This window comes from Herbaspirillum sp. GW822-FHT03A08, assembly GCF_058801885.1.
The window spans coordinates 610,548-636,053 of sequence record NZ_JBXANR010000001.1 but is presented as its reverse complement, the minus strand read 5'-3'; the positions used below and the strand labels follow the sequence as shown (position 1 = coordinate 636,053).

The 25,506-nt window shown below is 58.6% G+C and carries 21 protein-coding genes; 10 read left to right on the top strand and 11 right to left on the bottom strand.

The features are described 5' to 3' along the window. Positions 1-146 precede the first annotated feature (146 nt). Complete coding sequence (locus AC1RN6_RS02980) at positions 147-875, top strand: class I SAM-dependent methyltransferase (protein WP_493002918.1); 729 nt, start codon at positions 147-149, stop codon at positions 873-875. Between the two features lie 95 nt (positions 876-970). Here AC1RN6_RS02980 and glnE read toward each other — a convergent pair whose 3' ends face one another. After that, the gene (gene glnE, locus AC1RN6_RS02975) at positions 971-3,697 is read right to left on the bottom strand and encodes a bifunctional [glutamate--ammonia ligase]-adenylyl-L-tyrosine phosphorylase/[glutamate--ammonia-ligase] adenylyltransferase (RefSeq protein WP_493003502.1); all 2,727 of its coding nucleotides are present in this window, start codon (positions 3,695-3,697) and stop codon (positions 971-973) included. A gap of 179 nt (positions 3,698-3,876) precedes the next feature. On the opposite strand from glnE, the gene AC1RN6_RS02970 reads away from it, so the two are divergent. The 4 genes from AC1RN6_RS02970 (at position 3,877) to aroG (ending at position 11,859) form a co-directional block, all read left to right on the top strand. Further along, complete coding sequence (locus tag AC1RN6_RS02970) at positions 3,877-8,073, top strand: YhdP family protein (protein WP_493002916.1); 4,197 nt, start codon at positions 3,877-3,879, stop codon at positions 8,071-8,073. 78 nt (positions 8,074-8,151) lie between these two features. Next, on the top strand, positions 8,152-8,958 hold the full coding sequence (locus AC1RN6_RS02965) for a carbon-nitrogen hydrolase family protein (RefSeq protein ID WP_493002914.1): 807 nt from the start codon (positions 8,152-8,154) through the stop codon (positions 8,956-8,958). A gap of 38 nt (positions 8,959-8,996) precedes the next feature. Next, positions 8,997-10,457, top strand: coding sequence for a metalloprotease TldD (gene tldD / locus AC1RN6_RS02960; RefSeq protein ID WP_050475727.1), 1,461 nt, complete (start codon positions 8,997-8,999; stop codon positions 10,455-10,457). Between the two features lie 337 nt (positions 10,458-10,794). Further along, a complete protein-coding gene (gene aroG / locus AC1RN6_RS02955) occupies positions 10,795-11,859 on the top strand; it encodes a 3-deoxy-7-phosphoheptulonate synthase AroG (RefSeq protein WP_493002913.1) in 1,065 nt (354 codons plus the stop codon). Positions 11,860-11,971: 112 nt separating this feature from the next. Here aroG and AC1RN6_RS02950 read toward each other — a convergent pair whose 3' ends face one another. After that, the gene (locus AC1RN6_RS02950; RefSeq protein ID WP_050475729.1) at positions 11,972-12,457 is read right to left on the bottom strand and encodes a YajQ family cyclic di-GMP-binding protein; all 486 of its coding nucleotides are present in this window, start codon (positions 12,455-12,457) and stop codon (positions 11,972-11,974) included. A 155-nt stretch (positions 12,458-12,612) separates the two neighbouring features. On the opposite strand from AC1RN6_RS02950, the gene murB reads away from it, so the two are divergent. Then, positions 12,613-13,638: a UDP-N-acetylmuramate dehydrogenase gene (murB, locus tag AC1RN6_RS02945; RefSeq protein ID WP_493002912.1), complete on the top strand. Its 1,026-nt coding sequence runs from the start codon at positions 12,613-12,615 to the stop codon at positions 13,636-13,638. Positions 13,639-13,737: 99 nt separating this feature from the next. Here murB and ppnP read toward each other — a convergent pair whose 3' ends face one another. The 7 genes from ppnP to AC1RN6_RS02910 all read right to left on the bottom strand — a co-directional run bounded on the left by ppnP (position 13,738) and on the right by AC1RN6_RS02910 (position 19,597). Beyond that, on the bottom strand, positions 13,738-14,052 hold the full coding sequence (ppnP, locus tag AC1RN6_RS02940) for a pyrimidine/purine nucleoside phosphorylase (protein ID WP_493002911.1): 315 nt from the start codon (positions 14,050-14,052) through the stop codon (positions 13,738-13,740). A gap of 31 nt (positions 14,053-14,083) precedes the next feature. Then, on the bottom strand, positions 14,084-15,424 hold the full coding sequence (argG, locus tag AC1RN6_RS02935; RefSeq protein ID WP_493002910.1) for an argininosuccinate synthase: 1,341 nt from the start codon (positions 15,422-15,424) through the stop codon (positions 14,084-14,086). 52 nt (positions 15,425-15,476) lie between these two features. Beyond that, the gene (locus tag AC1RN6_RS02930; RefSeq protein WP_493002908.1) at positions 15,477-15,875 is read right to left on the bottom strand and encodes a VOC family protein; all 399 of its coding nucleotides are present in this window, start codon (positions 15,873-15,875) and stop codon (positions 15,477-15,479) included. Continuing rightward, complete coding sequence (gene argF, locus AC1RN6_RS02925; RefSeq protein ID WP_493002906.1) at positions 15,872-16,786, bottom strand: ornithine carbamoyltransferase; 915 nt, start codon at positions 16,784-16,786, stop codon at positions 15,872-15,874. Before argF ends, AC1RN6_RS02930 begins: the two co-directional genes overlap by 4 nt. A 250-nt stretch (positions 16,787-17,036) precedes the next feature. After that, positions 17,037-17,948, bottom strand: coding sequence for a ribosome small subunit-dependent GTPase A (gene rsgA / locus AC1RN6_RS02920; protein ID WP_493002905.1), 912 nt, complete (start codon positions 17,946-17,948; stop codon positions 17,037-17,039). A 2-nt stretch (positions 17,949-17,950) separates the two neighbouring features. Beyond that, complete coding sequence (locus tag AC1RN6_RS02915; RefSeq protein WP_493002904.1) at positions 17,951-18,304, bottom strand: 4a-hydroxytetrahydrobiopterin dehydratase; 354 nt, start codon at positions 18,302-18,304, stop codon at positions 17,951-17,953. Between the two features lie 18 nt (positions 18,305-18,322). Then, positions 18,323-19,597 carry a M48 family metallopeptidase gene (locus AC1RN6_RS02910; RefSeq protein ID WP_493002903.1) on the bottom strand — a complete coding sequence of 425 codons (1,275 nt, stop codon included), beginning with the start codon at positions 19,595-19,597 and terminating at the stop codon, positions 18,323-18,325. A gap of 172 nt (positions 19,598-19,769) precedes the next feature. Here AC1RN6_RS02910 and orn point away from each other — a divergent pair, with 172 nt between their 5' ends. Together orn and AC1RN6_RS02900 are read left to right on the top strand one after the other, a co-directional pair. Further along, positions 19,770-20,375, top strand: coding sequence for an oligoribonuclease (gene orn, locus AC1RN6_RS02905; RefSeq protein ID WP_493002901.1), 606 nt, complete (start codon positions 19,770-19,772; stop codon positions 20,373-20,375). Between the two features lie 48 nt (positions 20,376-20,423). Further along, entirely contained in the window at positions 20,424-21,185 is a 762-nt protein-coding gene (locus tag AC1RN6_RS02900; protein ID WP_493002900.1) for a sulfite exporter TauE/SafE family protein, read from the top strand. A 52-nt stretch (positions 21,186-21,237) separates the two neighbouring features. Here the strand turns inward: AC1RN6_RS02900 and AC1RN6_RS02895 are convergent, their stop codons facing one another. Next, a complete protein-coding gene (locus tag AC1RN6_RS02895; protein WP_493002899.1) occupies positions 21,238-21,930 on the bottom strand; it encodes a UPF0149 family protein in 693 nt (230 codons plus the stop codon). Positions 21,931-22,064: 134 nt separating this feature from the next. Between AC1RN6_RS02895 and AC1RN6_RS02890 the strand changes: the two genes are divergently transcribed. Together AC1RN6_RS02890 and AC1RN6_RS02885 are read left to right on the top strand one after the other, a co-directional pair. Further along, a complete protein-coding gene (locus tag AC1RN6_RS02890; protein ID WP_493002898.1) occupies positions 22,065-23,060 on the top strand; it encodes a serine/threonine protein kinase in 996 nt (331 codons plus the stop codon). Between the two features lie 25 nt (positions 23,061-23,085). Beyond that, complete coding sequence (locus AC1RN6_RS02885) at positions 23,086-23,658, top strand: DNA-3-methyladenine glycosylase I (protein WP_493002896.1); 573 nt, start codon at positions 23,086-23,088, stop codon at positions 23,656-23,658. 206 nt (positions 23,659-23,864) lie between these two features. On the opposite strand, the gene AC1RN6_RS02880 is transcribed toward AC1RN6_RS02885, so the two are convergent. Beyond that, complete coding sequence (locus AC1RN6_RS02880) at positions 23,865-25,298, bottom strand: NAD-dependent succinate-semialdehyde dehydrogenase (RefSeq protein WP_493002894.1); 1,434 nt, start codon at positions 25,296-25,298, stop codon at positions 23,865-23,867. Positions 25,299-25,506: the final 208 nt, after the last annotated feature.

Genomic DNA, 25,506 nt, shown 5'->3' with positions numbered 1-25,506 from the left:
CGGGGCGTTTTTCATGGTGCGCCTGATCTTGCGGTGATTGGCCTGACTGCATTCATGGCAGGCATGCTGACGGGGAGGATGTGGCAGATTTTGCTTTTCCCGGTCAGGCAGTGCATCATGCACGTCTTCACGCAGCCAACAACAACATGAACGCACCTCTGATCGTCAAATCGCCCGAGAGTCATCCGCACGTTCCCGAAACAGCCTTCGGCATCTGGTTTCTGCAAACGCATACCTGGACCGTGCATGTACTGGAAAGAGCGTTCAAGGATCTGGAACCATTGATTCCGAATCGTCTGCCATCCTATCCGGTGGTTGCTGATGTCGGTTGCGGTTGGGGGCGTTCGCTCAAGAAGCTGCATGACCGTTTCGCGCCGCAACGCCTGATCGGCATGGATATCGACCCGGCCATGCTGGACGCTGCCGGCAAAGAAGCGAGTGCTGAAGGCATTCAGGCTGAATTCATCCAATGCTCAAGCTCGCACATGACCTTGGAAGACAATAGCGTCGACCTGCTGTTTTGCCATCAGACTTTTCACCATCTGATCGAGCAGGAGGAAGCGATTCAAGAATTTTTCCGTGTGTTGAAACCGGGCGGCATCCTGTTGTTTGCCGAGTCGACCAAGCGTTACATCCATTCGTGGATGATCCGTTTGTTGTTTCGCCATCCGATGGAAGTGCAGAAGACCGCCGAGGAGTATCTTGCACTGGTGCGCAGCGCCGGCTTTCAGGTCGCGCCGGAATCCATCTCTTATCCTTACCTGTGGTGGAGTCGTGAAGATCTGGGCCTGATGGAGCGTGCGCTCGGCATCAAGCCCAAAGCAGATCGCGAAGAAACACTGATCAATCTGGTCGCTGTCAAACCTGCGCTCTGACGACCGTTTTTGCCGTATTTGTCACCAGAACTTTTGGCGGCGCTGTCTGCTGCAGCGAGCTGCGGCTGGTCTTTGCAGACCAGCCGTTTTCATTTCTATCCGCCGAACACTTCCGTCCAGAGCCGTTTGACGGCATAACTTTCTTTTTGCACGCGCTCGATGGTGGTGCGGGCGCGTTCTTCGCCTCGAAGCCGGATCTGATGCTGCAATTTACGGAATAAGCGATAAGCGTTTGCAACCTCATCAGCCAACGCCGCGTCGATCAGACCCAGCGAACCGCAGAGCTTCAGCAGAGCGATGTTGCCAATGTCATCGGTCAGCGCTTCGTATTGAACCGCATAGCGCAGTACTAAAAACTGTACGATGAATTCAATATCGATCATGCCGCCATCGTCATGCTTCAGATCGAACAAGGTGGTGTGATTGGGGTGGGCCTGATGCAGTTTCAGGCGCATGCCGAGTACTTCCTGCGTCAGCTTTTGCGGATCACGCTCCTGGCGCAGGAGGTCTTTGCGCAATGCTTCAAAACGATTGCCAATGGCACTGTCGCCGGCGCAGTAGCGCGCGCGGGTCAATGCCTGGTGTTCCCACACCCAGGCTGAGGTGCGTTGGTATTTTTCAAACGTGGCGAAGGATGACACCAGCAAGCCGCTGGCGCCGTCCGGGCGCAAGGCGATATCGATATCGAACAGCGTGCCGGCGGGCGTGTGCGAGGTCATCCAGGTAATGAAGCGTTGCGCCAGCTTGGCGTACAGGCCGGGGGCTTCCTGATCGTCATCGTCGTAAAGAAATACGACGTCGAGGTCGGAGACATAGCCCAGTTCTTTGCCGCCTAATTTGCCATAGGCGATGACGGTGAATTGTGGCGTTTCCCGATGTCGATTTGCGATGGTTTGCCAGACCGCCTGAATGGTGGCGGCAACCAGAATATCGGCGAGTGCAGACAGGTGGTCAGCCAGATGCTCGACGCTCAGATCGCCTTCAAGATCCTGCGCCAGCAGGCGGAACAATTGCGCATGGTGCACCTCGCGGAGAATATCCATCTGGCGTTCTGTGTCGCCCGGTGCGATGTCGAGCTGGCGCTGGCAGTCTTGTGCAAAAGCGGGCCAGTCAGGCGGTGCCTTCAGATTGCGGTCATCCAGCAGCTCGTCGAGCAGAATGGGATGCTGAGTCAGGTATTTTGCTGCCCAGTCGCTGGCGGCAATCATGCGGATCAGGCGTGTCAGTGCATGGGGATATTCCGTCAGCAGCGCCAGGTAGGCGGCACGGCGAGCAATCGCTTCGAAGAAATCGAGCAGGCGGCGCAAGGTCGGCAAGTTCTTGTCCGGCATCGCGCCGATGATCGGCAGGGCTGCGTTGATCAATGCGATCAGGCGCGCGCGGCTGGCCTCCGGCAGGGATTGCAGGCGTGGCGATTGCAGCGTTGCCAGCACGCGTTGGGTGGCGGTATCGACGTCGTCGAAGCCGAGCGAAGTCAAGGTGGCGGCAATCGATTCAGCGCTCTCGCCATCGCTCAGTTCGCAGGTGTTGTCGTGGTTGTCGCCACCGTCTGTGTTGCCATTATCCTGCTTGTCGTTGAAGATAGTGTCGAATTGCTGAGCCACGATGTGGCGGTGTGCCTCCAGCGCACTCAACAAGCTCGCTACGTCGGCAAAGCCCATCATATTGGCGATGATCTTCTGATCGTCCACGTTCGGCGGCAATGTATGTGTCTGCGCGTCTTCGAGATATTGCAGGCGATGCTCCAGATTGCGCAGGAAGGTGTAAGCCTCCAGCAATTGCGCGACGACTTCCGGCTCCAGCAGGGTTTTGTCGGCCAGTGTGCGCAAAGTGGTGCGGGTAGAGCGGTCACGCAACTCCGGATCGCGGCCGCCGCGAATCAGCTGGAATACCTGGCTGACGAATTCCACTTCGCGAATGCCGCCGCGGCCCAGTTTGACGTTGTTGCTGCGTTCCGGATGCAGGGATTCCTGGCGTGTGACTTCGGCGCGGATTTGGGCGTGCATGGAGCGCAGCGCATCGATCGAACCGAAATCCAGATAGCGGCGGTAGATGAACGGGCGGCTGATGCTTTCCAATGCGGTGATATCGGCCGGCGTGCCCGTCAGCGCGCGCGCCTTGGTCCAGGCATAGCGCTCCCATTCCCGGCCCTGGCGGATCAGGTATTCCTCGACCATGTTGTGGCTGGCCACCAGCGGGCCGGAGCCGCCATTGGGGCGCAGCGCCATGTCGACCCGGAAGGTGAAGCCGTCTTCGGTGATTTCAGACAGGGCGGCGATCAGTTTCTTGCCCAGCCGGACAAAGAACTCGTGATTCGACAGCGAGCGTTGCTCAGGCGCATTGGTGCGGGTATCGCCATCTTCCGGGTAAACGAAGATCAGATCGATGTCAGACGAGACGTTCAGTTCTCCTCCGCCCAGTTTACCCATGCCGAGCACGATCATTTCCTGCTCGTTGCCGGTTTCTTCGCCGATGGGCATGCCATAGAGCGCCACCATTTCCTGCATCAGAGCGCTCAGATGGGTTTGCACTGCAAAATCGGCAAATTCGCTCATCGTGCGCACTACCTCGGCCAGATCGGCCTTGCCGGTCAGGTCGCGTTCGATCAGCGTACAGACCACCAGATTGCGCAGGCGGCGCATGGGACCGTTGAGCGCGGCGGCGCCGCTAGCTCCGCTGGTGCCGGCTGAGGCGCTTATGTCATCTTGCAAGACGCGCTCGAAAACCGCGCGGTTCAGGGATAATTGGGAAAATTCCGCCAATTGCCCGGGCCGGGCCGGATTGGCATTTGCCCAGCGGTTGAGGAACCGGGAGGCTGCCATGCTGTCGAGGAGGGAGGTAGTCACAAATTGTCGGCGTGATGAGTTGAGTACGAAGTTAAAGATGGTAAAGCCGGGGGTTTTCCCTATGAGAACGCCGTCGGCAACTCTAGGTCAAAACTCGCTTCCATGCGATGATGCTAATCGTTTTATTCTACATTGAGTTTTTACTCTGACCCTTGATGTCCGAAGACCAAAAAGACGCTCCTGAGACCGCTGACCGCCCGGCTTCCGCCTGGCGTGCAGGATGGGGGAGGACATGGAGCGCGGCGCGAGGGACGTATTGCCATCTCAGTACTGCGACCCGTTGCGTTCTCGGCATCACCTTCAAGCTGGTGGTGCTGGTCTATTTTCTCTTTTGCGCCTTGTTCCTGACGCTGCGCTACGGCATTCTGCCGGAGATCGACCGCTACAAGGGCAACATCGAAAAAATCGCCTCCAACGCGGTCGGCCGTCCGGTCACGATTGCTGATATCGACGCCTCATGGAGCGGTTTGCGCCCGCAACTGGAGCTGACGCAGGTGGTGATCCATGATCAGACCGGGCAGCCGGCGCTGGCCTTGCCCAAAGTATCCGCGACGTTCTCCTGGGCCACCGTGCTGGTGGGCGAACTGCGCTTTGAAAATCTGACCATCACCAGGCCCGATCTGTCGATTCTGCGGGATGTCAATGGCAAGCTGTTTATTGCAGGCTTGCCGGCAGGCGGCGATACGGACAAGAGCGGCGGCGCCGACTGGGTGCTGGCGCAACGCGAAATCGTCATCCGCGACGGCAAGATTCGCTGGCGTGACGACAAACGCGGCGCGCCTGAACTGGCGCTGACAGATGTCAATCTGGTGTTGCACAATCAATGGCGCCTGCACCAACTGGCGTTGAAGGCCACACCGCCCGCCGAATACGCTGCGCCGCTCGACGTGCGCGCCAATTTTTACCATCCCAGCTTTGCCCGCAAAGTCTCCGACGTGACGCGTTGGAAGGGGACCTTGTACGCCGATCTGCGCAATACCGATCTGGCGGTCTGGAAAGCCTATATCGACTATCCCCTGGAGCTGAATCAGGGCACCGGCTCGGTGCGCGCCTGGCTGGATCTGGATCACACCAAGGTCGCCAACTTTACCGCCGATGTTAGCCTGTCGAACCTGTCGGCGCGGCTGGACAAGAAGCTGGAGCCCTTGCAACTGGCGCAGGTCAATGGGCGCATTTCGGGCAGCGAGATCTACGCCCCTGATCTGCAAGACGGCATTCCGACTTTCGGTGCGAATGGTCACAAGCTGACGCTGACCAATTTCTCGTTGCAAACGGCGGACGGCTTCACGTTGCCGCCGACCACGATTTCAGAAGTGTTTGAGCCGGCGACGCGTTTCCGTCCCGAAAAGATGCAAGTGGAAGCGAAGCTGCTGGATCTGGAAATGTTGTCGAATCTGGGCGCGCGTCTGCCATTGACGCCGTCGCAGCAAAAACTGCTCGGCGATCTGTCGCCGCGCGGCCAGCTCAAGGATTTTCTGGTGCAATGGGAAGGTAGTTATCCGGATGTGCAGGCCTATCGGCTGCGCGGTGATTTCGCCGGACTCGGCATGTCGCCGCAAGCCGCGCGTCCGGCGGTAGCAAAGACCGTGACCCAGCCCGGCCGTACCGGTGCGCCGGCGATTCCCGGATTTTCCAATCTGAGCGGACGTATCGACGCCACGGAAAAAGGCGGCACGCTGAATCTGGCGTCGCAGAATCTCGTGCTGCAGTTCCCGACCGTGTTTGCCGATCCTGATCTGCCTTTTGCTTCGCTCAATCTCAACAGTCATTGGGAGATGCAAAAGACCGACGCCGTGATGTTTCATCTGGACAGTATGGCGTTCGTCCAGGACGACATGGCCGGCACGGCAAGCGGCACGCATCTGATTCCGCTGCAGGGCAAGTCATCGGGCGTCATCGACATGAAGGCGAAGCTGTCGACCTTCAATCTGCAGAAACTCGGGCGCTTCCTGCCACTGCGTACCGCCAAGCCGGCGTCAGACTGGATTTCAGGCGCATTGATGGATGGCCGCGCCAGCGATGTCGACATCGTGGCCAAGGGCGATCTGGCCGATTTTCCTTTTCACAACGTCAAGCCGGGCAGCAAGGCCAAGGGTGAGTTCACGGTGTCCGGCAAGTTCGACAAGCTGAAGATCAACTATGCGCCCACACGCTTCGGCAAGGACGGCAAGTCGCCGGAATGGCCGTTGCTGGAAGATGTGAAGGGAACGGTTTCCATTGACCGTACGCGGCTGGAGATCCTGGCCGACTCCGGCAAGACGCATGGCGTAGCGGTGTCGGACGTGAAAGCGGTTATTCCCGATTTGCTGAATGCAGAATCGTCGCTGGAGATCGACGGCAGTGCCGCCGGCGCAATGCAAGACTTTTTGCACTACGTCAAAGACAGTCCTGTGGCGCATTGGATCGGCAATTTTACCGAAGACAGCAAGTCAACCGGCAATGGCAAGTTGCAGTTGAAGTTCCAATTGCCGCTGCATCATATGGTCGACGCCAAGGTCGACGGCGGGTTGCAGTTTCTCAACAACGACGTTACCTTGCTGGCGAATCTGCCGACGATGTATCGCGCCATCGGCAAGCTGGAATTCAATGAAAAGGGTTTCAATATTCCAGGCATCAAGGGCGTCTTTCTGAACGAACCGGTAGCCGTTGCCGGCGGGACGCAGCGCGACGGCAACACGCTGGTCAAGGTCGATGGCTCGGTGACTGCCGATGGCTTGCGCAAGGCCTATACGCAGCCTGTTCTCCAGCGCTTGCTGGAACGTCTGAACGGCTCGTCGCGGTATAGCGCAACGATCGCGATACGTCAGCATCAGCCTGAGATCACGATTGAATCCAACCTCCAGGGACTGGCGCTGAATCTGCCGATGCCGCTGCAGAAAAGCGCAAACGAAAGCTGGCCGATGAAGTTTGAAGTCATCGGTATGAACTCTGCTGATCCTTTGATTCAGCGAGACGAAATTCGACTGTCGCTGGGCTCTGTCATGTCGGCGCGCTATCGCCGCCAAAAGGTATTGGGCAATCAGGCCGAATGGCAAGTGTTGAATGGCGGCATCGGTATCGGCCAGCCGGCGCCGCAACCGGATAACGGCCTGGCGCTGTATGCCAATGGCAGGACCATGAACATCGACGACTGGACTGCGTTCCGCACTGCGATGACCAAGGACGCTGATGGCAACGCCAGCAGTACGCCAGCCTCGCCCGATACCGGCATGACCGCCTATCTCGAACCGGATGTGGTTGCCCTGCGCGCGACCGAGCTGATGGCCATGGGCAAGAAGCTCGACAATGTGGTGATCGGCGCTTCGCACCAGAACAAGAGCTGGCAGGTCAACATCGCCTCGGATCAGGCCAGCGGCTACGCGACCTGGAATGAATCGAACAGCGGCCGCGGCATGGGGCGCGTGACAGCGCGTCTGGCCACGCTCAATATCCAGAAGGGTGCCGGCAGCGATGCCAATGATGCCCTGGAAAGCAACAGCGACGCCGTCAGCCGGATTCCTGCATTGGATATCATTGCTGAAGATTTTCAGCTGTTCGGTAAAAAACTCGGACGGCTTGAACTCAATGCCAACAACGTGCGCGCCAGCGTGGGCAGTGAATGGCGCATCAACAAACTGGCCCTGATCAACCCTGAGGCCGAACTGCGGGCTGCGGGCAACTGGATGTCGTTCGGCAAGAACAATACGTCCAACCTGACCTACGCGCTGGACATCAACGATGCCGGCAAGCTGCTGGAGCGTTTCGGCTTCCTCGGCGTGGTGCGCGGCGGCAAAGGCAAGCTGGACGGCGATGTCAGCTGGAAAGGGTTGCCGTTCTCACTCGATATCCCGACCCTGAGCGGACAGGTCCACATGGATGTGCATACCGGCCAGTTCCTCAAGGTTGATCCAGGCGCCGCCAAGCTGCTCGGCGTGCTCAACCTGCAAGCCTTGCCGCGCCGTCTGGCGTTGGATTTCCGTGACGTGTTTTCAGAAGGTTTTGCGTTCGACAACATCGTCGGTACGGCTTCCATTGCGCAAGGCATCGCCACCACTGACAACCTCAAGATGACCGGGGTCGCCGCTTCGGTGCTGATGAATGGCTCGGCCGACATCGCCAAGGAAACGCAGAACCTGCATCTGGTGGTGATTCCTGAGGTCAATCTCGGCACGGCGTCGCTGGTGGCGCTGGCGATCAATCCAGTGGTCGGCGTCGGCACTTTTCTGGCGCAGCTGTTCTTGCGCAATCCGCTGATGAAGACTTTGACCTTTGAATATAATGTAACCGGGCCCTGGAGCGATCCGCTGGTCGTCAAGCAAGATCGGACTGCAGATGCCGGCGCAAATTCGAACACAAAGCCGGCTGCAAAATAACCGCATCTTGCCGTTCTGCGTCTTAAGCAGAATCTTGCAACCAGAGCTTTCAGAAAACGATTTCCAGCGGAGGCTGATATGAACGAACCCTACAAAGTCGCGGCGATACAAATGGTGTCGACGCCGGAGGTCGAACAGAATTTCGCCGCCGCAAGCAAGCTGGTCGCGCAGGCCGCGCAGCAAGGCGCGCAACTGGTCTTGCTGCCGGAATACTGGCCCATCATGGGCATGCACGAGAAAGCCAAGCTGGAGCATGCGGAGCCGGACAGCGCCGGCAAGATTCAGGATTTCATGGCCACGCTGGCGCGCGAGCACAAGATCTGGCTGATCGGCGGCACGCTGCCGCTGGCGTCCGGCGAAGACGGCAAGGTGCTCAACACCTCGCTGGTCTACGATCCGTCCGGCAAGCGCGTTGCGCGCTATGACAAGATCCATCTGTTCAGCTTTGTGCGCGGCGAAGAGGCCTACGACGAAGCACGCACCATCGTCTACGGCAATGACGTCCGGAGTTTTGAAGCGCCGTTCGGCAAGGTCGGCTTGTCGGTGTGCTACGACCTGCGCTTTCCCGAGCTGTATCGCGCCATGGGCGACTGCGCGCTGATCGTGGTGCCGGCGGCATTTACCTATACCACCGGCCAGGCGCACTGGGAACTCCTGCTGCGCGCCCGCGCCATCGAGAACCAGTGCTACATCCTCGCGTCCGCTCAGGGCGGCAAGCACGTCAACGGTCGCCGCACCTGGGGCCACAGCATGCTGATCGACCCCTGGGGCGACATAATCAGCGTCCTGCCGGAGGGCGAAGGCCTTGTTATCGGCGACATCGACCCCCATCGTCTACAATACGTACGTGAAAGCCTGCCTGCGCTCAAGCACCGCAAGCTCTGAATGCCCCAATAAGTTGCCGTAAATTAAATAAATTATTCATGAAAACATTCGAACCCAATCTCAGCGCGCTCGGTATTGCACGCGATGTCCTGCTCACGCCGTTCGGCCTGGACGAAGCCAAGTTGCTGAAAACACTGGGCACCATGTTTACGCACAAGGTCGATTACGCCGACCTGTATTTCCAGTTCACCAAGAGCGAGGGCTGGAGCCTGGAAGAGGGCATCGTCAAGACCGGCAGCTTCTCCATCGACCAGGGCGTCGGTGTACGCGCCGTGTCGGGCGACAAGACGGCGTTTTCGTATTCGGATGAAATCTCGGAAGCGATCCTGCTGGACGCCGCCGCGGCAACCCGCACCATCGGCCGCCAGGGCGCAGGCCGTGTCAAGATCGCCGGCAGCATGCAACCGAACGGCGGCCGTTCGCTGTACCTGCCGCATGATCCGCTCACTTCGCTGGACGCCACCGCCAAGGTCAATCTGCTGGAGCGCATCGAACGCATCGCCCGCGCCAAGGATCCGCGCGTAGTGCAAGTCATGGCCAGCCTGGCCGGTGAATACGACGTCGTGCTGGTGGCGCGCAGCGACGGCATCATCGCCGCCGACATCCGCCCATTGGTGCGCGTGTCGATCACTGTCATCGCCGAACAGAACGGTCGTCGCGAAATGGGCAGCAGCGGTGGCGGCGGTCGCTACAGCTATGCTTACTTCAGCGACGAGTTGCTGGAAAAATATGCCTCCGAAGCGGTCTCCACCGCACTGGTCAACCTTGAAGCGCGTCCGGCGCCGGCCGGTCCGATGACCGTCGTGCTCGGACCTGGCTGGCCCGGCATCCTGTTGCATGAAGCCATCGGCCACGGCCTCGAAGGCGACTTTAACCGCAAGGGTTCGAGCACCTTCTCGGGCCGCATCGGCGAGCGCGTTGCCGCCAAGGGCGTCACCGTGGTGGATGACGGCACCATCGCAGATCGCCGCGGTTCGCTCAACATCGACGATGAAGGCAATCCGACCCAATGCACCACGCTGATCGAAGACGGCATCCTGAAGGGCTACATCCAGGACACCATGAACGCGCGCCTGATGAAGATGCCGGTCACCGGCAACGCCCGCCGCGAATCGTTTGCGCATCTGCCGATGCCGCGCATGACTAACACCTACATGCTGGCCGGCGACAAGGATCCTGCAGAAATTCTGGCGTCGGTGAAGAACGGTTTGTACGCCGTCAACTTCGGCGGCGGCCAGGTCGACATTACCAACGGCAAGTTCGTCTTCTCGGCCAGCGAAGCCTACATGATCGAGAACGGCAAGATTTCCTATCCGGTCAAGGGCGCGACATTGATCGGCAACGGTCCTGACGTGCTGAACCGCGTTTCGCTGATCGGCAACGACATGAAGCTCGATTCCGGCGTCGGCGTATGCGGTAAAGAAGGCCAGAGCGTGCCGGTTGGCGTGGGTCAGCCTACCTTGCGTCTGGATGGCGTTACCGTGGGCGGTACGGCATAAATTGTGTATTGAGGGCATTGAGTGGCGGTTTAAATGCAAAAAAACGTCATTCAATGCGGTTTTTGTGAGAAATTAATGACTGGTGTTGCCAAGGACGGGAATTTGTTGCATCATCGTCTTTCGTTGTGATTAACTACAACTCGCCTAGATCAAACAATGTCTTTCGCCCGCGCTTACTTTTTTTATTTTTACTTTAGCTATTCCAGCCCCACGGCGGTGAAAAGCGGTAAGCGTTCGTAAGTAGAGACCAAACCGAATTTCTAAAAAACCGCCAGTGATGGCGGTTTTTTTTTACCCATTCGAATTCACCAAATTCAGATTGTAATCAGGAGAAAAAATGCCGCGCACCGACGATCTACGCATCAGAGAAATGAAAGAACTGACACCCCCATCGCACTTGATCCGCGAATTTGGCGGCAGCGAAAAAGTCGAGAGCACGACGGCAGAGTGCCGTACCGCATTGCATCGCATCCTGCACGGCCAGGACGACCGCGTCATGGTCGTGATCGGCCCATGCTCGATCCACGACACCAAGGCTGCGATGGAATACGCGCGTCGCCTGGTGGTCGAGCGCGAACGCTTCAAGGGCGAGTTGGAAATCGTCATGCGCGTCTACTTCGAAAAGCCGCGCACCACGGTTGGCTGGAAGGGGCTGATCAACGATCCGTACATGGACAACAGCTTCCGCATCAATGACGGCCTGCGCACCGCGCGCGAACTGCTGCTGAACATCAATGAACTGGGCCTGCCTGCCGGTACCGAATTCCTCGACGTGATCAGCCCGCAATATATCGCCGACCTGATCAGCTGGGGCGCCATCGGCGCCCGCACCACCGAATCGCAAGTGCATCGTGAACTGGCTTCGGGACTGTCGTGCCCGGTCGGTTTCAAGAACGGCACCGACGGCAACATCAAGATCGCCGTCGATGCGATCAAGGCCGCATCGCAGCCTCACCATTTCCTGTCGGTCACCAAGGGCGGCCACTCGGCGATCGTCTCGACTGCCGGCAATGAGGATTGCCACATCATCCTGCGTGGCGGCAAGACGCCGAACTATGACGCCGCCAACGTGGAAGCAGCCTGCCAGGACATCGCCAAGAGCGGACTGGCGGCGCGCCTGATGATCGACGCCTCGCACGCCAACAGCTCGAAGAAGCCCGAGAATCAGATTCCGGTCTGTGCCGACATCGCCGGTCAGATCGCCGGCGGCGACACCCGCATCGTCGGCGTCATGGTCGAATCGAACCTGGTTGCTGGCCGCCAGGATCTGGTGCCGGGCAAGGAATTGACTTACGGCCAATCGGTCACCGATGGCTGCATCGATTGGGATGAGAGCCTGGGAGTGCTGCAAGGTCTGGCGGATGCGGTCAAGCAACGCCGCCTGATCGGCGACAAGGAATAAGATCAGGATGTTGAGTGAGGCGAGGGCGGCTTTGACCGCCGCTCTTGCCAATAAAAAACGCCGGCCATCATGATGGGCCGGCGTTTTTTATTGCATGTTCAGAATCGGATGATCAGTCGCGGAAGTTATTGAATTCCAGCGGCAGATCCTTGATTTCCTTGCGCAGCATCGCCATGGCGGCTTGCAGGTCGTCGCGCTTGGCGCCGGTCACGCGTACGGCGTCGCCCTGGATGCTGGCTTGCACTTTCATCTTGCTGTCCTTGATGACGCGCACGATCTTTTTAGCATCCTCGGTCTCGATCCCGTTTTTGACCTTGATGACTTGCTTGACCTTGTCGCCGCCGATTTTTTCGATCTTGCCATGGTCGAGGAAACGCACGTCGACGTTGCGCTTGGTCATCTTGTTGGTCAGCACGTCGCAGACCTGGCCCAGCTGGAATTCGGAATCGGCGTAGGCAGTCAGATCGCGTTCCTTTTGTTCGACGCGGGCGTCGCTGCCCTTGAAGTCGAAACGGGTGGTGATTTCCTTGTTTGCCTGGTCGACGGCATTCTTGACTTCAACCAGATTGGCTTCCGAGACGGTATCAAACGATGGCATGGCGATTTCCTTTATGTTCTGTGGTGTCTTACTGGCGCGCACTGTAGACAATGATGCAAGGCGCCTGCACCTGAAAGACGTGATTTTAACGGACAACCGGGATTGCGGCTATGGCTGCGCCGCAGCCGTATAGCGCAGGCTATAATCCTGCCCTTATGTTTCCCATACCTGTACAGCGGGATTTCTCCCTGCGCCATCTCAATACCTTCGGCATCGACGCCAAGGCCGCCGCGTATTTGCCGGTCGACGGCGTCGATACGCTGCTCGCTGTCAACAACGACAAAGAGCTGTCGCTCCTGCCGCGCCTGATTCTCGGCGGCGGCAGCAATCTGTTGCTGACGCAGGATTTCCCCGGGCTGGTACTGCACATGCGCGGCGCCGGCATGCGCATCGCCAGTGAGGACGAGGATTTCATCTACGTCACAGCAGCGGCGGGCGAGAACTGGCATCGTTTTGTGCAGTGGACGCTCGATCTCGGTCTGGGCGGGCTGGAGAACTTATCCCTGATCCCTGGCAGCGTAGGCGCTGCACCGATCCAGAACATCGGCGCTTACGGCGTCGAAGTGAAAGACCGCTTTCACAGTCTGACGGCCTTCGACTTCATCGACGGCAAGACGCTGATACTGGACAGCGCCGCCTGCCGTTTTGGATACCGCGACAGCGTGTTCAAACAAGCGCTGCGTGATCGCGCCGTGGTGCTCGATGTGACGTTTGCCTTGCCCAAGCAATGGCAGGCCAACATGAATTACGCCGACGTCATGCAGGAATTGGCGCTGCGACAAATCACGGCCCCATCGCCACGTGATATTGCCGACGCGGTGATCGCCATCCGTACGCGCAAGCTTCCTGATCCGGCGCAGATCGGCAATGCAGGCAGCTTCTTCAAGAATCCCATCGTGCCGGCTCAGCTGCGCGAATCCTTGCTGGCGCAGCATCCACAACTGGTGAGCTACGCGCAGCCCGATGGCAGTTACAAGCTGGCTGCGGGCTGGCTGATTGATCAGTGCGGCTGGAAGGGCAAGTCGCTGGGTGCAGCCGGTGTGTATGAAAAACAGGCTTTGGTGCTGATCAACCGTGGCGGCGCCAGCGGCAAGGAAGTCGCGGCGCTGGCGCAGGCGATTCAGGCTGATGTGCATGCCAGATTTGGTGTGATGCTGGAGCCGGAGCCCGTATTCATTTAATCGCTTTGCGAGATCAAGCAAGAGCAAAACCAACGCACAAACAAAAACGCGGCCAGGTTTCCCCGGCCGCGTTTTTTTTGTTTGCTCTGGTTCCGGTGGTTAACCGAAGTGGCAGACGTAATCCACCGTCTCAGTCACTTCGATATCGAAGCTGGAATTGCCTGGGACAGTGAAGCTGGTGCCGGCGGCGTAAGTCTTCCAGGCTTCTTCGCCCTTCAGACGGACGTTGCAGCTGCCGCCGTTGATTTCCATGATTTCCGGCGCGCCGGTGTTGAAAGTCAGCGAGGACGGCAGGATCACACCCAGCGTCTTCTTGGTGCCGTCGGCAAAAATCACGGTGTGCGAAACGCACTTGCCGTCGAAGTAAACATTGCCCTTTTTCAGGACGGTAACGTTGTCGAATTGAGTCGTCATGTTGTCTTGTTTTCGTTGATGGGTTACGTGATTACTTCGCGTTCTTGTCTTTTTCCAGCAGCGGCAGCGACACGGCGTTGCTGGTTGCCAGCAGGCCGGTGCTTTGGTAAATCGCCAGCTTCTGACGGGTGTCGGTGATGTCCAGGTTGCGCATGGTCAGCTGGCCGATACGGTCTTGCGGCGAGAAGGCGCCTTCTCCCTTTTCCATGGTCAGGCGTTCCGGCTGATAGGTCAGGTTGGCGGACTCGGTGTTGAGGATCGAGTAGTCGTTGCCGCGGCGCAGTTCGATGGTGACTTCGCCGGTGATGGCGCGTGCAACCCAGCGTTGTGCGGTTTCGCGCAGCATGATGGCTTGCGAATCGAACCAGCGGCCTTGGTACAGCAGGCGGCCCAGCTTGCGGCCGTTGTCGCGGTATTGCTCAATGGTGTCTTCGTTGTGAATGCCGGTGATCAGGCGCTCGTAAGCGATGAACAGCAGCGCCAGGCCCGGAGCTTCGTAGATGCCGCGGCTCTTGGCTTCGATGATGCGGTTTTCGATCTGGTCGCTCATGCCCAGGCCATGACGGCCGCCGATGCGGTTGGCTTCCAGGATCAGGTCAGTCATGTTGTCGAAGGTCTTGCCGTTCAGCGCGACAGGACGGCCTTCTTCAAAGCGTATGGTGACTTCTTCGCGTTTGACTTCGACGTCGTCGCGCCAGAACGCCACGCCCATGATCGGTTGCACGATCTTGATGCCGCTGTTGAGGAATTCCAGGTCTTTCGCTTCGTGCGTCGCGCCGAGCATGTTGGAGTCGGTCGAGTACGCCTTTTCCACCGACATCTTGTAGTCGAAGCCGGACTTGATCATGAACTCGGACATTTCCTTGCGGCCGCCCAGTTCGTCGATGAAGGTGTTGTCCAGCCAGGGCTTGTAGATGCGCAGGTTAGGGTTGACCAGCAGGCCGTAGCGGTAGAAACGCTCGATGTCGTTGCCCTTGAAGGTGCTGCCGTCGCCCCAGATGTCGACGTTGTCTTCACGCATCGCGGCGACCAGCATGGTGCCGGTGACGGCACGGCCCAGCGGCGTGGTATTGAAGTAGGTGACGCCGGCGGTCGAGATGTGGAAAGCGCCGCTTTGCAGCGCTGCAATACCTTCGTTGGCCAGTTGTTCGCGGCAATCGATCAGTCGCGCCAGTTCTGCGCCGTATTGCATTGCCTTCTTCGGAATCGCGTCATAGTCAGGCTCGTCCGGCTGGCCCAGATTGGCGGTGTAGGCGTAAGGAATGGCGCCTTTCTGGCGCATCCAGGTCAGGGCGGCGCTGGTATCGAGGCCGCCGGAGAAGGCGATGCCGACTTTTTCGTTGACCGGAACGGATTGCAGGATGTTGGACATGATGTTCGTAGTGGCTAGTGATGACGGATTGATTGAACTTGCTTGTGCGTATTTAAGCCGGGTCGTGGCAGACAACTTCGATGTTGTGCCCGTCCGGATCGCGGACGAAAGCGCTGTAGTAATCGGGATGATAATGCGCGCGGATGCCGGGAGCGCCGTTGTCCTTGCCGCCGGCTTGCAGGGCTGCCTGGTAAAACGCGTCGACTTTAGCGCGTGTCGTCACGCGAAAAGCAAAATGCAGCGTCGGGCTGTGCGCCGGTTTGTCTGCGGTGGCGCGGGCCAGCCAGAAGTCCGGCTTGGGTGCTTCGCCGAAACCGGCAACGTCGGTGGTGCCGGTAACAGATGCCGGAAATTCCAGCAGCAGGGTATAACCGATAGGCTCGAACGCCTGTGTGTAAAACGTCTTGCTGCGATCGTAATCGCCGGGCGTAAAACCGGTATGGTCGATCATGCTACTTTCCCCAGGACGAGATATTCGAGCAAGGCCTTTTGCACATGCAGGCGGTTTTCCGCTTCTTCCCAGACCACCGATTGCGGGCCGTCGATGACTTCCGCGGAAACTTCCTCGCCGCGGTGCGCCGGCAGACAATGCATGAACAGCGCATCCTTGCGTGCACGCGACATCTTGGCCTGGTCGACGATCCAGCCGTCGAAGGCTTTCAGGCGGGCGGCGTTTTCGTCTTCGTAGCCCATGCTGGTCCAGACATCGGTCGTGACCAGATCGGCGTCCTGGCAGGCATCTGCCGGATTGGCGAAAAAGGTATAGCGCTGGTTGCCGGGGCTGACCTGTTTCATGTCGATGTCGTAGCCTTTCGGCGTAGAGACATTGACGTGAAAGCCGAATACTTCAGCCGCCTGCAGCCACGAATACAGCATGTTGTTGGCGTCGCCGATCCAGGCCACGACCTTGTCCTTGATCGAACCGCGATGTTCGATGTAGGTGAACACGTCGGCCAGTACCTGGCAAGGGTGCTGTTCGTTGGTCAGGCCGTTGATGACCGGTACGCGCGAATAGGCGGCGAAACGGTCGATGATTTCCTGGCCGAAAGTACGGATCATGATGACGTCGCACATGCGCGACATCACTTGCGCCGCGTCTTCGATCGGCTCGCCGCGGCCGAGCTGGCTGTCGCGGGTGTTGAGATAGATCGCCGCGCCGCCGAGCTGGTGCATGCCGGCTTCGAAGGACAGGCGGGTACGGGTCGAATTCTTCTCGAAAACCATGACCAGCGTGCGGTCGGCCAGCGAGTGATGCGGCTCGTAATTCTTGAACTTACGTTTAATCACACGCGACCGCTCGATCACGTACTCATACTCATCAAGCGTAAAGTCGGAAAACTGCAGGTAGTGTTTGATTGCCATAAATAAAAACGGCGGCCAGTGGCGCCTGCCGCCGATTGTTGTAACTGCTTCAATTATAAGGGATTTAGACTAAAAAGATACCTAAAAGGGGATGTCCAGAGGGGGGGATTGCGTGCAATTTGCGCTCAATCCCACGCTGGTTTTGATGCCCGGAGAGCGCCTTCCCTTGCAGTTTCCCATCATTTTTGCCTGGGTGTCATTGTAATTCTGGCAAATACAGGAGCAGGCCGGATGAATTCTCCGGCCTTAATCAATACAACTTCTGCGACGACTCATGCAGCAACTGTACATACAACTGATGCCGCATCGCCGCTATTTCGCCGCTCTTGACGGCGGCCAGTACTGCACAGTCGGGCTCGGTCAGATGGTGGCAATTGTAGAACCTGCATTTGCCGAGATATGGGGCGAACTCGCGGAAGGCGCGTTCCAGCATGCCCTCGCTCAACTGATACAGCCCAAACTCCTGAAAGCCCGGTGAGTCAATGATCGCCGTGTCGTCCGCCATGACATACAGGCGCGTGAATGTGGTGGTGTGCTTGCCGGTGTCGAGCGCAGCCGAGATTTCGCGTACGGCGATGTCGGCGTCCGGCACGATCAGGTTGATGATGGACGACTTGCCCATGCCGGACTGGCCGATCAGAATCGTGGTCTGGCCTTGCAGCAATGGCATGAAGGTGGCGCGGGTTGCGTCGGGTTGCGCCTGTGCCGAGACTTCGTGTACCGGATAGCCGAGTTTGCGGTACACCTCAAGGCGTTGGCGCGTGCGCGGCAAGGCGGCTTCGATGTCGGTCTTGTTGAGAATGATATGGGCGTCGACCCCCGCCGATTCCGCCGCCACCAGTGCGCGCGAAATCAGGTCGTCGGTGAAGCCCGGCTCCGTCGCCACTACGATGAACAATTGCGTGACATTGGCGGCCAGCAGTTTGGATTTGTATTGGTCCGATCGATACAGCAAGGTCTTGCGTTCGGCGATGGATTCGATGACGGCCTGATTAAGCGAAGTGCGTTTGAGATTGACCTTGTCGCCTACTGCGACGTCGCTCTTCTTGCCGCGGGTGACGCATTGCAGTTTCTCTTCGCCGACTTGCGCCAGGTAATGGCGGCCATGTGCGGCGATGACGGTTCCGACTTCAGTAGCGTTCTTTTGTGCAGTCACGGTCATGCTTAGGAAAACGTCTGGTGGAACACGGCGTCCACCTTGGCGGCGCAGATAAAATCGTTGATCGACAGACCGCCGCGTCCTTCGTTGACGCTGTGCGTGTCGAACTTCACCACGCAGCGGTTGTAGGTCACGACCAGTTCCGGATGATGGTCCTCGGCGTGGATGACGTAAGCGATGGCGTTCACGAAAGCCAGGGTCTCGTGGTAATCCTCGAATGCAAACGTCTTGCCCAGCTTGCCTTGTTCCAGCGCCCAGCCCGGCACCAGCGGCAGCGTTTGCTGTACCTCGGCATCGCTCAGCGCGGTGACCTGGTGTTGGCTCTTTTGCGTGAGCAACGATTGTGTGGTCAGTGTCATGATGTTATTCCTTTTGCCTTAGTGTGCCGGGTTAAGCCTGGCGTGCAGTTTGCCGATGCGCAGCGACGCCGGCGGATGCGAATCGTAGAACGCGGAATGCAGCGGATCGGGCGTCAGCGTCGAGGCATTGTCTTCATACAGTTTGACCAGTGCCGACACGAGGTCTTGCGCATTGGTGTGCTGAGCGGCGAAAGCGTCGGCTTCGAATTCATGCTTGCGCGACGACAGCGACGACAACGGCGACAGCAGGAAAGTGAAAATCGGCAAGGCCAGCATGAACAGAATCAGCGCCATGGCATCGTTGCTGCCGAACAGCATCGGATCAACGCCGAGTCCGGTGTAAAACCAGGCCTGGCCCTTGAGATAGCCCAGTAAGGCCATGAACACCAGCGAGATCGCGAACATGACGGTGATGCGTTTGACGATGTGCTTGAGTTTGAAATGGCCCAGCTCATGCGCCAGCACCGCTTCGATTTCATGCGGCGCCAGGCGCGCAAGGAGGGTGTCGAAGAAGACGATGCGCTTGCCCGCGCCGAAGCCGGAAAAATAGGCGTTGCCGTGCGCGCTGCGTTTGGAGCCGTCCATCACGAACAATCCCTTGGACGCAAAGCCTACACGCTGCATCAGACCCTCGATGCGCGAGCGCAGGCTATCGTCATCGAGCGGCGTGAACTTGTTGAACAGCGGCGCAATGACGGTCGGGTAGAGCACCAGCATCAGCAACTGGAAACCACTCCACACCAGCCACGCATAGAACCACCACAAGGAACCCGATTTGTCCATCAGCGTCAGGATCACCCACAGCAGCGGCAGACCGATGACGGCGCCGATCAGCGAATTCTTGATGGTGTCGGCAAAGAACAGGCCACGTGTCATTTTGTTGAAGCCGAAATGCGCTTCCAGCACAAACTGACGGTAGTAATCAAAGGGCAGGTCGATCAGGCCGGAGATCAGTGCGAACGCCACGATCAGTCCCAATTGATACAGCATGCCCGGACCGCCGAACCATTGCAGCAGGACGCTCGACAGCAATTGCAATCCTCCCAGCAGGGTAAAACCGACCAGCACGGCCGAATTGACGACCAGCGTCAGCAGGCCGAACTTGGTGCGGGCGACGGTGTAGTCGGCTGCCTTCTGATGCGCTGCGAGCGGGATTTTTTCGGCGAATTCGGCCGGTACCGCACTGCGGTGAGCCAGTACGTGGCGGATATGGCGCGAGCTGAGCCAGAACCGGACGAGCAGGGTCAACAGCAGAAAACCAACAAACAAAACCGAAAACGTGAGTGAATACATTCTTTCCCTGTGCGAAAATGGCGGTCAGCAAAACCGTTCAAAAAAATCGATGAAAATGGCGAGCCGGATGGGATGAGCGGTCGATCCAGGCACTAATCAAGCTGCAAATTAAGCAGCTACTCAAGCAACAAACTCAGCACCGAATTAAGCAGAACCTGCAGAAAGAACAATTATGTCACAAGCCACCGATGCCAACGTTGCCAATGCTGGCGCACCTAGCTATACGATCCCGGCCCGTCCGAACGAGTTCAACCTGATTTGGGTGGACATGGAAATGACCGGCCTCGATCCGGACAACGATCGCATCATCGAAGTTGCCGTGGTGGTAACAGATGCCCAGCTCAACGTGCTGGCCGAAGGCCCTGTGTTCGCGATCCATCAGTCCGATGAAATCCTCGATGGCATGGATGCCTGGAACAAAGGTACCCATGGCCGTTCCGGCCTGATCGAGCGCGTCAAGGCATCGACCGTCACCGAAGAAGAGGCCTCGGCGGCGCTGATCGCGTTTCTCAAGCCCTTCGTGCCGGCGGGTAAGTCGCCGATGTGCGGCAATTCGATCTGCCAGGACCGCCGTTTCATGGCGCGCGGCATGCCTAAGCTGGAAGCTTTCTTCCACTATCGCAACCTCGACGTGTCGACCCTCAAGGAACTGTGCCGTCGCTGGAAGCCGGAACTGGCCAGCGGTTTCAAGAAGCATCAGAAGCACACCGCGCTGGCCGACATCATCGAATCCATCGAAGAGCTGAAGTACTACCGCGAGCATTTCATCAAGGAATAATCCTCTGATGATCATGCCGACGACGGGATCGCGGTCGAGGGCCTTGCCTTGATCCAGGATCCGCTGTTCTATGCAGCGGCGATCCCCGCAGTGCTGATCGTCGGTATTTCCAAGTCCGGGATGGGCGGCGGCTCGCTCGGCATTCTTTCCATTCCCCTTCTGTCGCTGGTGACTTCTCCCGCAGTCGGTGCGGCCATCATGTTGCCTCTGCTGATCGCCATGGACATCATGGGACTGATCACCTTTCGCGGCAAAGGCGACCTGCGCAATCTGCGCATCCTGATCCCGGCGGCACTGGTCGGCATCACGGTCGGCGCATTGACTTTCCGCTTTACTTCCGACGCCATGTTGCGCGGCCTGATCGGCGTGTTGTCGATCAGTTTCGTCGCGCAGCGCGTCATGGGGCTGGGCAGTGCGGCTGTTCCGACGCAGCCCAGCATCGCCAAAGGCTCGGTATGGGGCGCCATGTCCGGCTTCACCAGCTTCATTGCCAACGCCGGCGGGCCGCCGTTCGTGATTTATCTTGCGCCTCAGCAACTCGATAAATTGATGTTTGTCGGCACTTCGGTGATTTTCTTTTCCGTGATCAATGCGGTGAAGGTCGTGCCCTTTATCGCGCTCGGCCTGTTCGACGCGCGCAACCTGACGACGTCGCTGGCCTTGCTGCCGCTGGCGCCGGTCGGTTACTGGCTGGGTTTGAAAATGCTGATGAAGGTGAACCAGGCGCGGTTCTATCAGATTACCGTCGCTGCGTTATTTGTTGCCGGGTGCAAGCTGCTGTGGGATGCCGCCAGGGTTTATTTTGGATAAACCCTGGCCTTGATCCGATGTTGCGTTGAGACTCATCGGGCGTTAAAAGCAACTACGCCTTGTCGGCGCCGCAGCACTTCTTGTATTTCTTGCCGCTGCCGCATGGGCAGTCGTCGTTGCGGCCTGCCTTGGGGCCGTCGCGGCGCACGGTTTCCACTGCCGATTTGCGATGCGGCAGCCAGTATTTGTAGATGTGCGGAATCGCTGATTCCACTTCCACCGCCAGCTTGTGCGTCTTGACCGGATCCTCGATCAGCGGGATTTCTTCCTCTTCCAGTTCATCCGAGCCCAGCAGGTAAATCGGGCGCATCAGCTCGGCCAGGTTGGAGTGGAAAATCGGATCCCACTCCTTGGCGCGCAACTGGATGCCTTCCCAGAAGCCGCCGGCCCAGGCTTCGCCGTCGAGCAGGCTCTTGCCTTCGTGCTCACGCTCGCAGAACAGCGGCTCATATTCCTTGGGTGCGACTTCCAGCGTGATGGCGATTTCATTCATCGACCGCGCGATCAGGCCGGTGATGCGTTCGGCTTCTTTCGGTGATTTGAACTTGGGCGTGTCTTCCGGCTTGCTGCCCCAGACGCGCGGCAGCCATTCAGCCATCAGGACTTCCTGCGGGCCGATCACCAGCGCGGTGAGGAAGCCGTGCAGCGTGTCCATGGTCATGGCGTCGTCGGCACAACGGTCGGATAACAGGAAATCGTCGAGTTCGTCGAACTCTTCGTCGGAGAGGGGCTGGTCAAGTTGCATGATGTGCGTCCGTGTTGCGAATAAAACCGCAGTTTAATTGCAATCGGCGGTGGAGGCGAGGATTACCGCCGTTTCTCTCCGTTCCGCGCCGTTCCTGTTTCCCGTTGCCTGCGCCGGGCACGTACAATACGGCCATGACCGATTCCACCACCGTATTCAACTTTGCCGGGCTGTCGCCGGACACCGTGCTCGATGCACTCGACAGCGTAGGCCTGTATGGCGACGGTCGCCTGCTGGCGCTCAACAGCTATGAGAACCGCGTCTATCAAGTCGGTATGGAAGAAGGGCCGCCGCTGGTGGCGAAGTTCTATCGTCCGCAGCGCTGGAGCGACGAAGCGATTCTTGAGGAACACGCCTTCGTCAACGAACTGGTCGCAGAGGAAATTCCGGTCGTCCCCGCCATGCAACTGGGCAACGGCCGCAGTCTGCAGGAATTCCAGGGCTTTCGTTTTGGCGCTTTCACCCGTCACGGCGGCCGCGCGCCTGAACTCGACAACCCCGACACGCTGGAATGGCTGGGCCGCTTCATCGGCCGCATCCACGCGGTCGGCATGCAGCGTCCGTTTGAACATCGTCCTGCCTTGAACATCGCCACCTTCGGCGAAGAGCCGCGCGATTATCTGCTGGCCAATGATTTCATCCCGATGGATGTACTGACGTCCTACAAGACCACGGTCGATCATGCGCTGGACGGCGTGCGTCGCTGCTTCGACCGCGCCGGTGACATCAGGCAGTTGCGTCTGCATGGCGACTGCCACGTCGGCAACGTCTTGTGGACCGACGCCGGTCCGCATTTCGTCGACTTCGACGACAGCCGCAGCGGACCGGCGATTCAGGATTTGTGGATGCTGCTGTCAGGCGAGCGCGGCGACATGGTGCGCCAGCTGTCCGATCTGCTGGCCGGTTATGAAAGTTTCTGCGAATTTGAGCAGCGCGAGTTGTATCTGATCGAAGCCTTGCGTACCTTGCGCCTGATTCATTACTCTGCATGGCTGGCGCGGCGTTGGGAAGACCCTGCCTTCCCGCAGGCTTTCCCGTGGTTCAATACGCAACGTTATTGGCAGGACCGGATCTTGGAGTTGCGCGAGCAAATCGCGCTGATGGATGAGCCGCCTTTATGGCCTTTATGATGCTTGGAAAATGAGTGAGGAAGCAATGAGCATACAACGCTGCGCCTGGGTCAATCTCGACAACCCGCGCTACGTGACTTACCACGATGAAGAATGGGGCGTGCCTTGCCACGACGAGACGCGCCTGTTTGAAATGCTCAACCTGGAAGGCGCGCAAGCCGGCTTGAGCTGGGAAACCGTGCTCAACAAGCGTGAGACCTATCGCGCCGCCTTCGATCAGTGGAATCCTGAAAAGATCGCGCGCTACACCGACGCCAAGGTGGCGAGGCTGCTGGCCGACCCGGGCATCGTCCGCAATCGTCTGAAGGTAGCTGCGACCATCACCAATGCGCAAAGCTATCTGCGCCTGCGTGACGAAGTCGGCGGCCTCGATCCTTTCCTGTGGGCGTATGTCGACGGCAAGCCGATTCGGAATAAGTGGAAGAGCCTCGGCGAAGCGCCGGCCAAGACGCCGCTGTCGGATCAGTTGTCCAAGGATCTTCTCAAGCGCGGCTTCAAGTTTGTCGGCTCGACCATCATCTACGCTTACATGCAAGGGATAGGCATGATCAACGACCATGTGGTCGGCTGTCATTGCCATGGCAAGAAACATAAATAGTCCTGTGGCCCTTGCCAATTTCTGTCGTTCCAGCGAACGCTGGAACCCAGCGTCTTTGCTTTGCTGAAGGCGTACGACACTCGATCCTGGCGTGCGTCAGAATGACAGACGGTGAAACAGGAGCAGTGTTGCGTCGACTTCTGTGACATGAAAAAAAGCCCGCGCTCGATGAAGAGCGCGGGCTTTTTTGTGATGAGGCAGGGTGCTTACACGTCCAGCTGCGAAACGAACTTGGTATTGACGTAAGCTTCGATCGCCTCAGTGCCGCCTTCGGAACCGTAGCCGCTGTCCTTGATACCGCCGAACGGTACTTCCGGCAAGGCCAGACCCAGATGGTTGATGGTGATCATGCCGCTTTCAACGCGTGTCGACAGGGCGTGCTTGGTTTGCGCTGACTTGGCGTAAGCGTAGGCAGCCAGGCCGAAGGGCAGGCGGTTGGCTTCGGCGATCACTTCGTCCAGTGTTTCGAAGGAATTGATCAATGCCAGCGGACCGAACGGTTCTTCGTTCATCGCGCGTGCCGACAGCGGAACGTTGGTCAGCACGGTAGGCTCGAAGAAGTAACCCTTGTCGCCGACGCGTTTGCCGCCGAAGCGCAGTTGCGCGCCTTGTTCCACCGCATCGCTGATCAGCGCTTCCAACGCAGGGATGCGGCGTTTGTTGGCGACCGGACCCATAGTGGTGCCGGCAGCCATGCCGTCGCCGACTTTCAACTGGCTGGCAGCGGTGATGAACTTGTCGACGAAGGCGTCGAACACTTTCTTTTGCACCAGGAAGCGGGTCGGCGAAACGCAGACCTGACCGGCGTTGCGGAACTTGGCCATCGCCAGTTGCTTGGCGGCGGCGTCGATGTCGGCATCGTCGAATACGATGGCCGGTGCGTGGCCGCCCAGTTCCATCGTGGCTCGCTTCATGTGCGTACCGGCCAGTGCGGCCAGTTGCTTGCCGACCGGGGTCGAGCCGGTGAAGGAAATCTTCTTGATGATCGGATGCGGGATCAGGTATTCGGAGATTTCCGACGGCACGCCGTAGACCAGATTGACCACGCCTTCAGGAATGCCGGCATCGGCAAACGCGCGGATCAGTTCAGCCGGCGAGGCCGGTGTTTCTTCCGGGGCCTTGACGATGATGGAGCAACCTGCCGCCAGTGCTGCGGAAAGCTTGCGCACGACTTGATTGAGCGGGAAATTCCAGGGGGTGAACGCAGCCACCGGGCCGACCGGCTCCTTGATTACCATCTGATACGCATTCGGCACACGCGCCGGCACCAGACGGCCATAGGTGCGGCGGGCTTCTTCGGCGAACCAGTCGATGGTATCGGCGGCGCCCAGGGTTTCTGCCTTGGCTTCCGCCAGCGGCTTGCCTTGTTCCAGCGTCATCAGTTGCGCGACTTCGTCGGCGCGTTCACGCAGGATGTTGGCGGCCTTGCGCATGATCTTGGAACGCTCGAACGCGGAGATATTGCGCCAGGTGTCAAAACCCTTTTGCGCGGAAGCCAGCGCAGCGTCGAGGTCTTGCTTGTTGGCGTGAGCGATGTGGCCGATGACTTCTTCAGTGGCGGGATTGACGACCGGAATGGTGCGATCCGAGACACTGGCAGTCCAGCGGCCATTGATGAAGAGTTGAACGTCTTTGTACATGATGAGTATCTCTTTGCGAATCAGATGAATGAAAGAATGCGAAGCAGGATGTTGAAATCGCATCCGGCGGAATGGCTTGCGGAAGCGAGTGGCGTATGCCGTGCGTTAGTTATACCACGGCGGGGAAAGTTGCGTCGGGTCAACCTGAAAATACGATCCCATCGAAGCAATCCGGGCGACACACCTTCGATATGTCGCCCTGGGATTA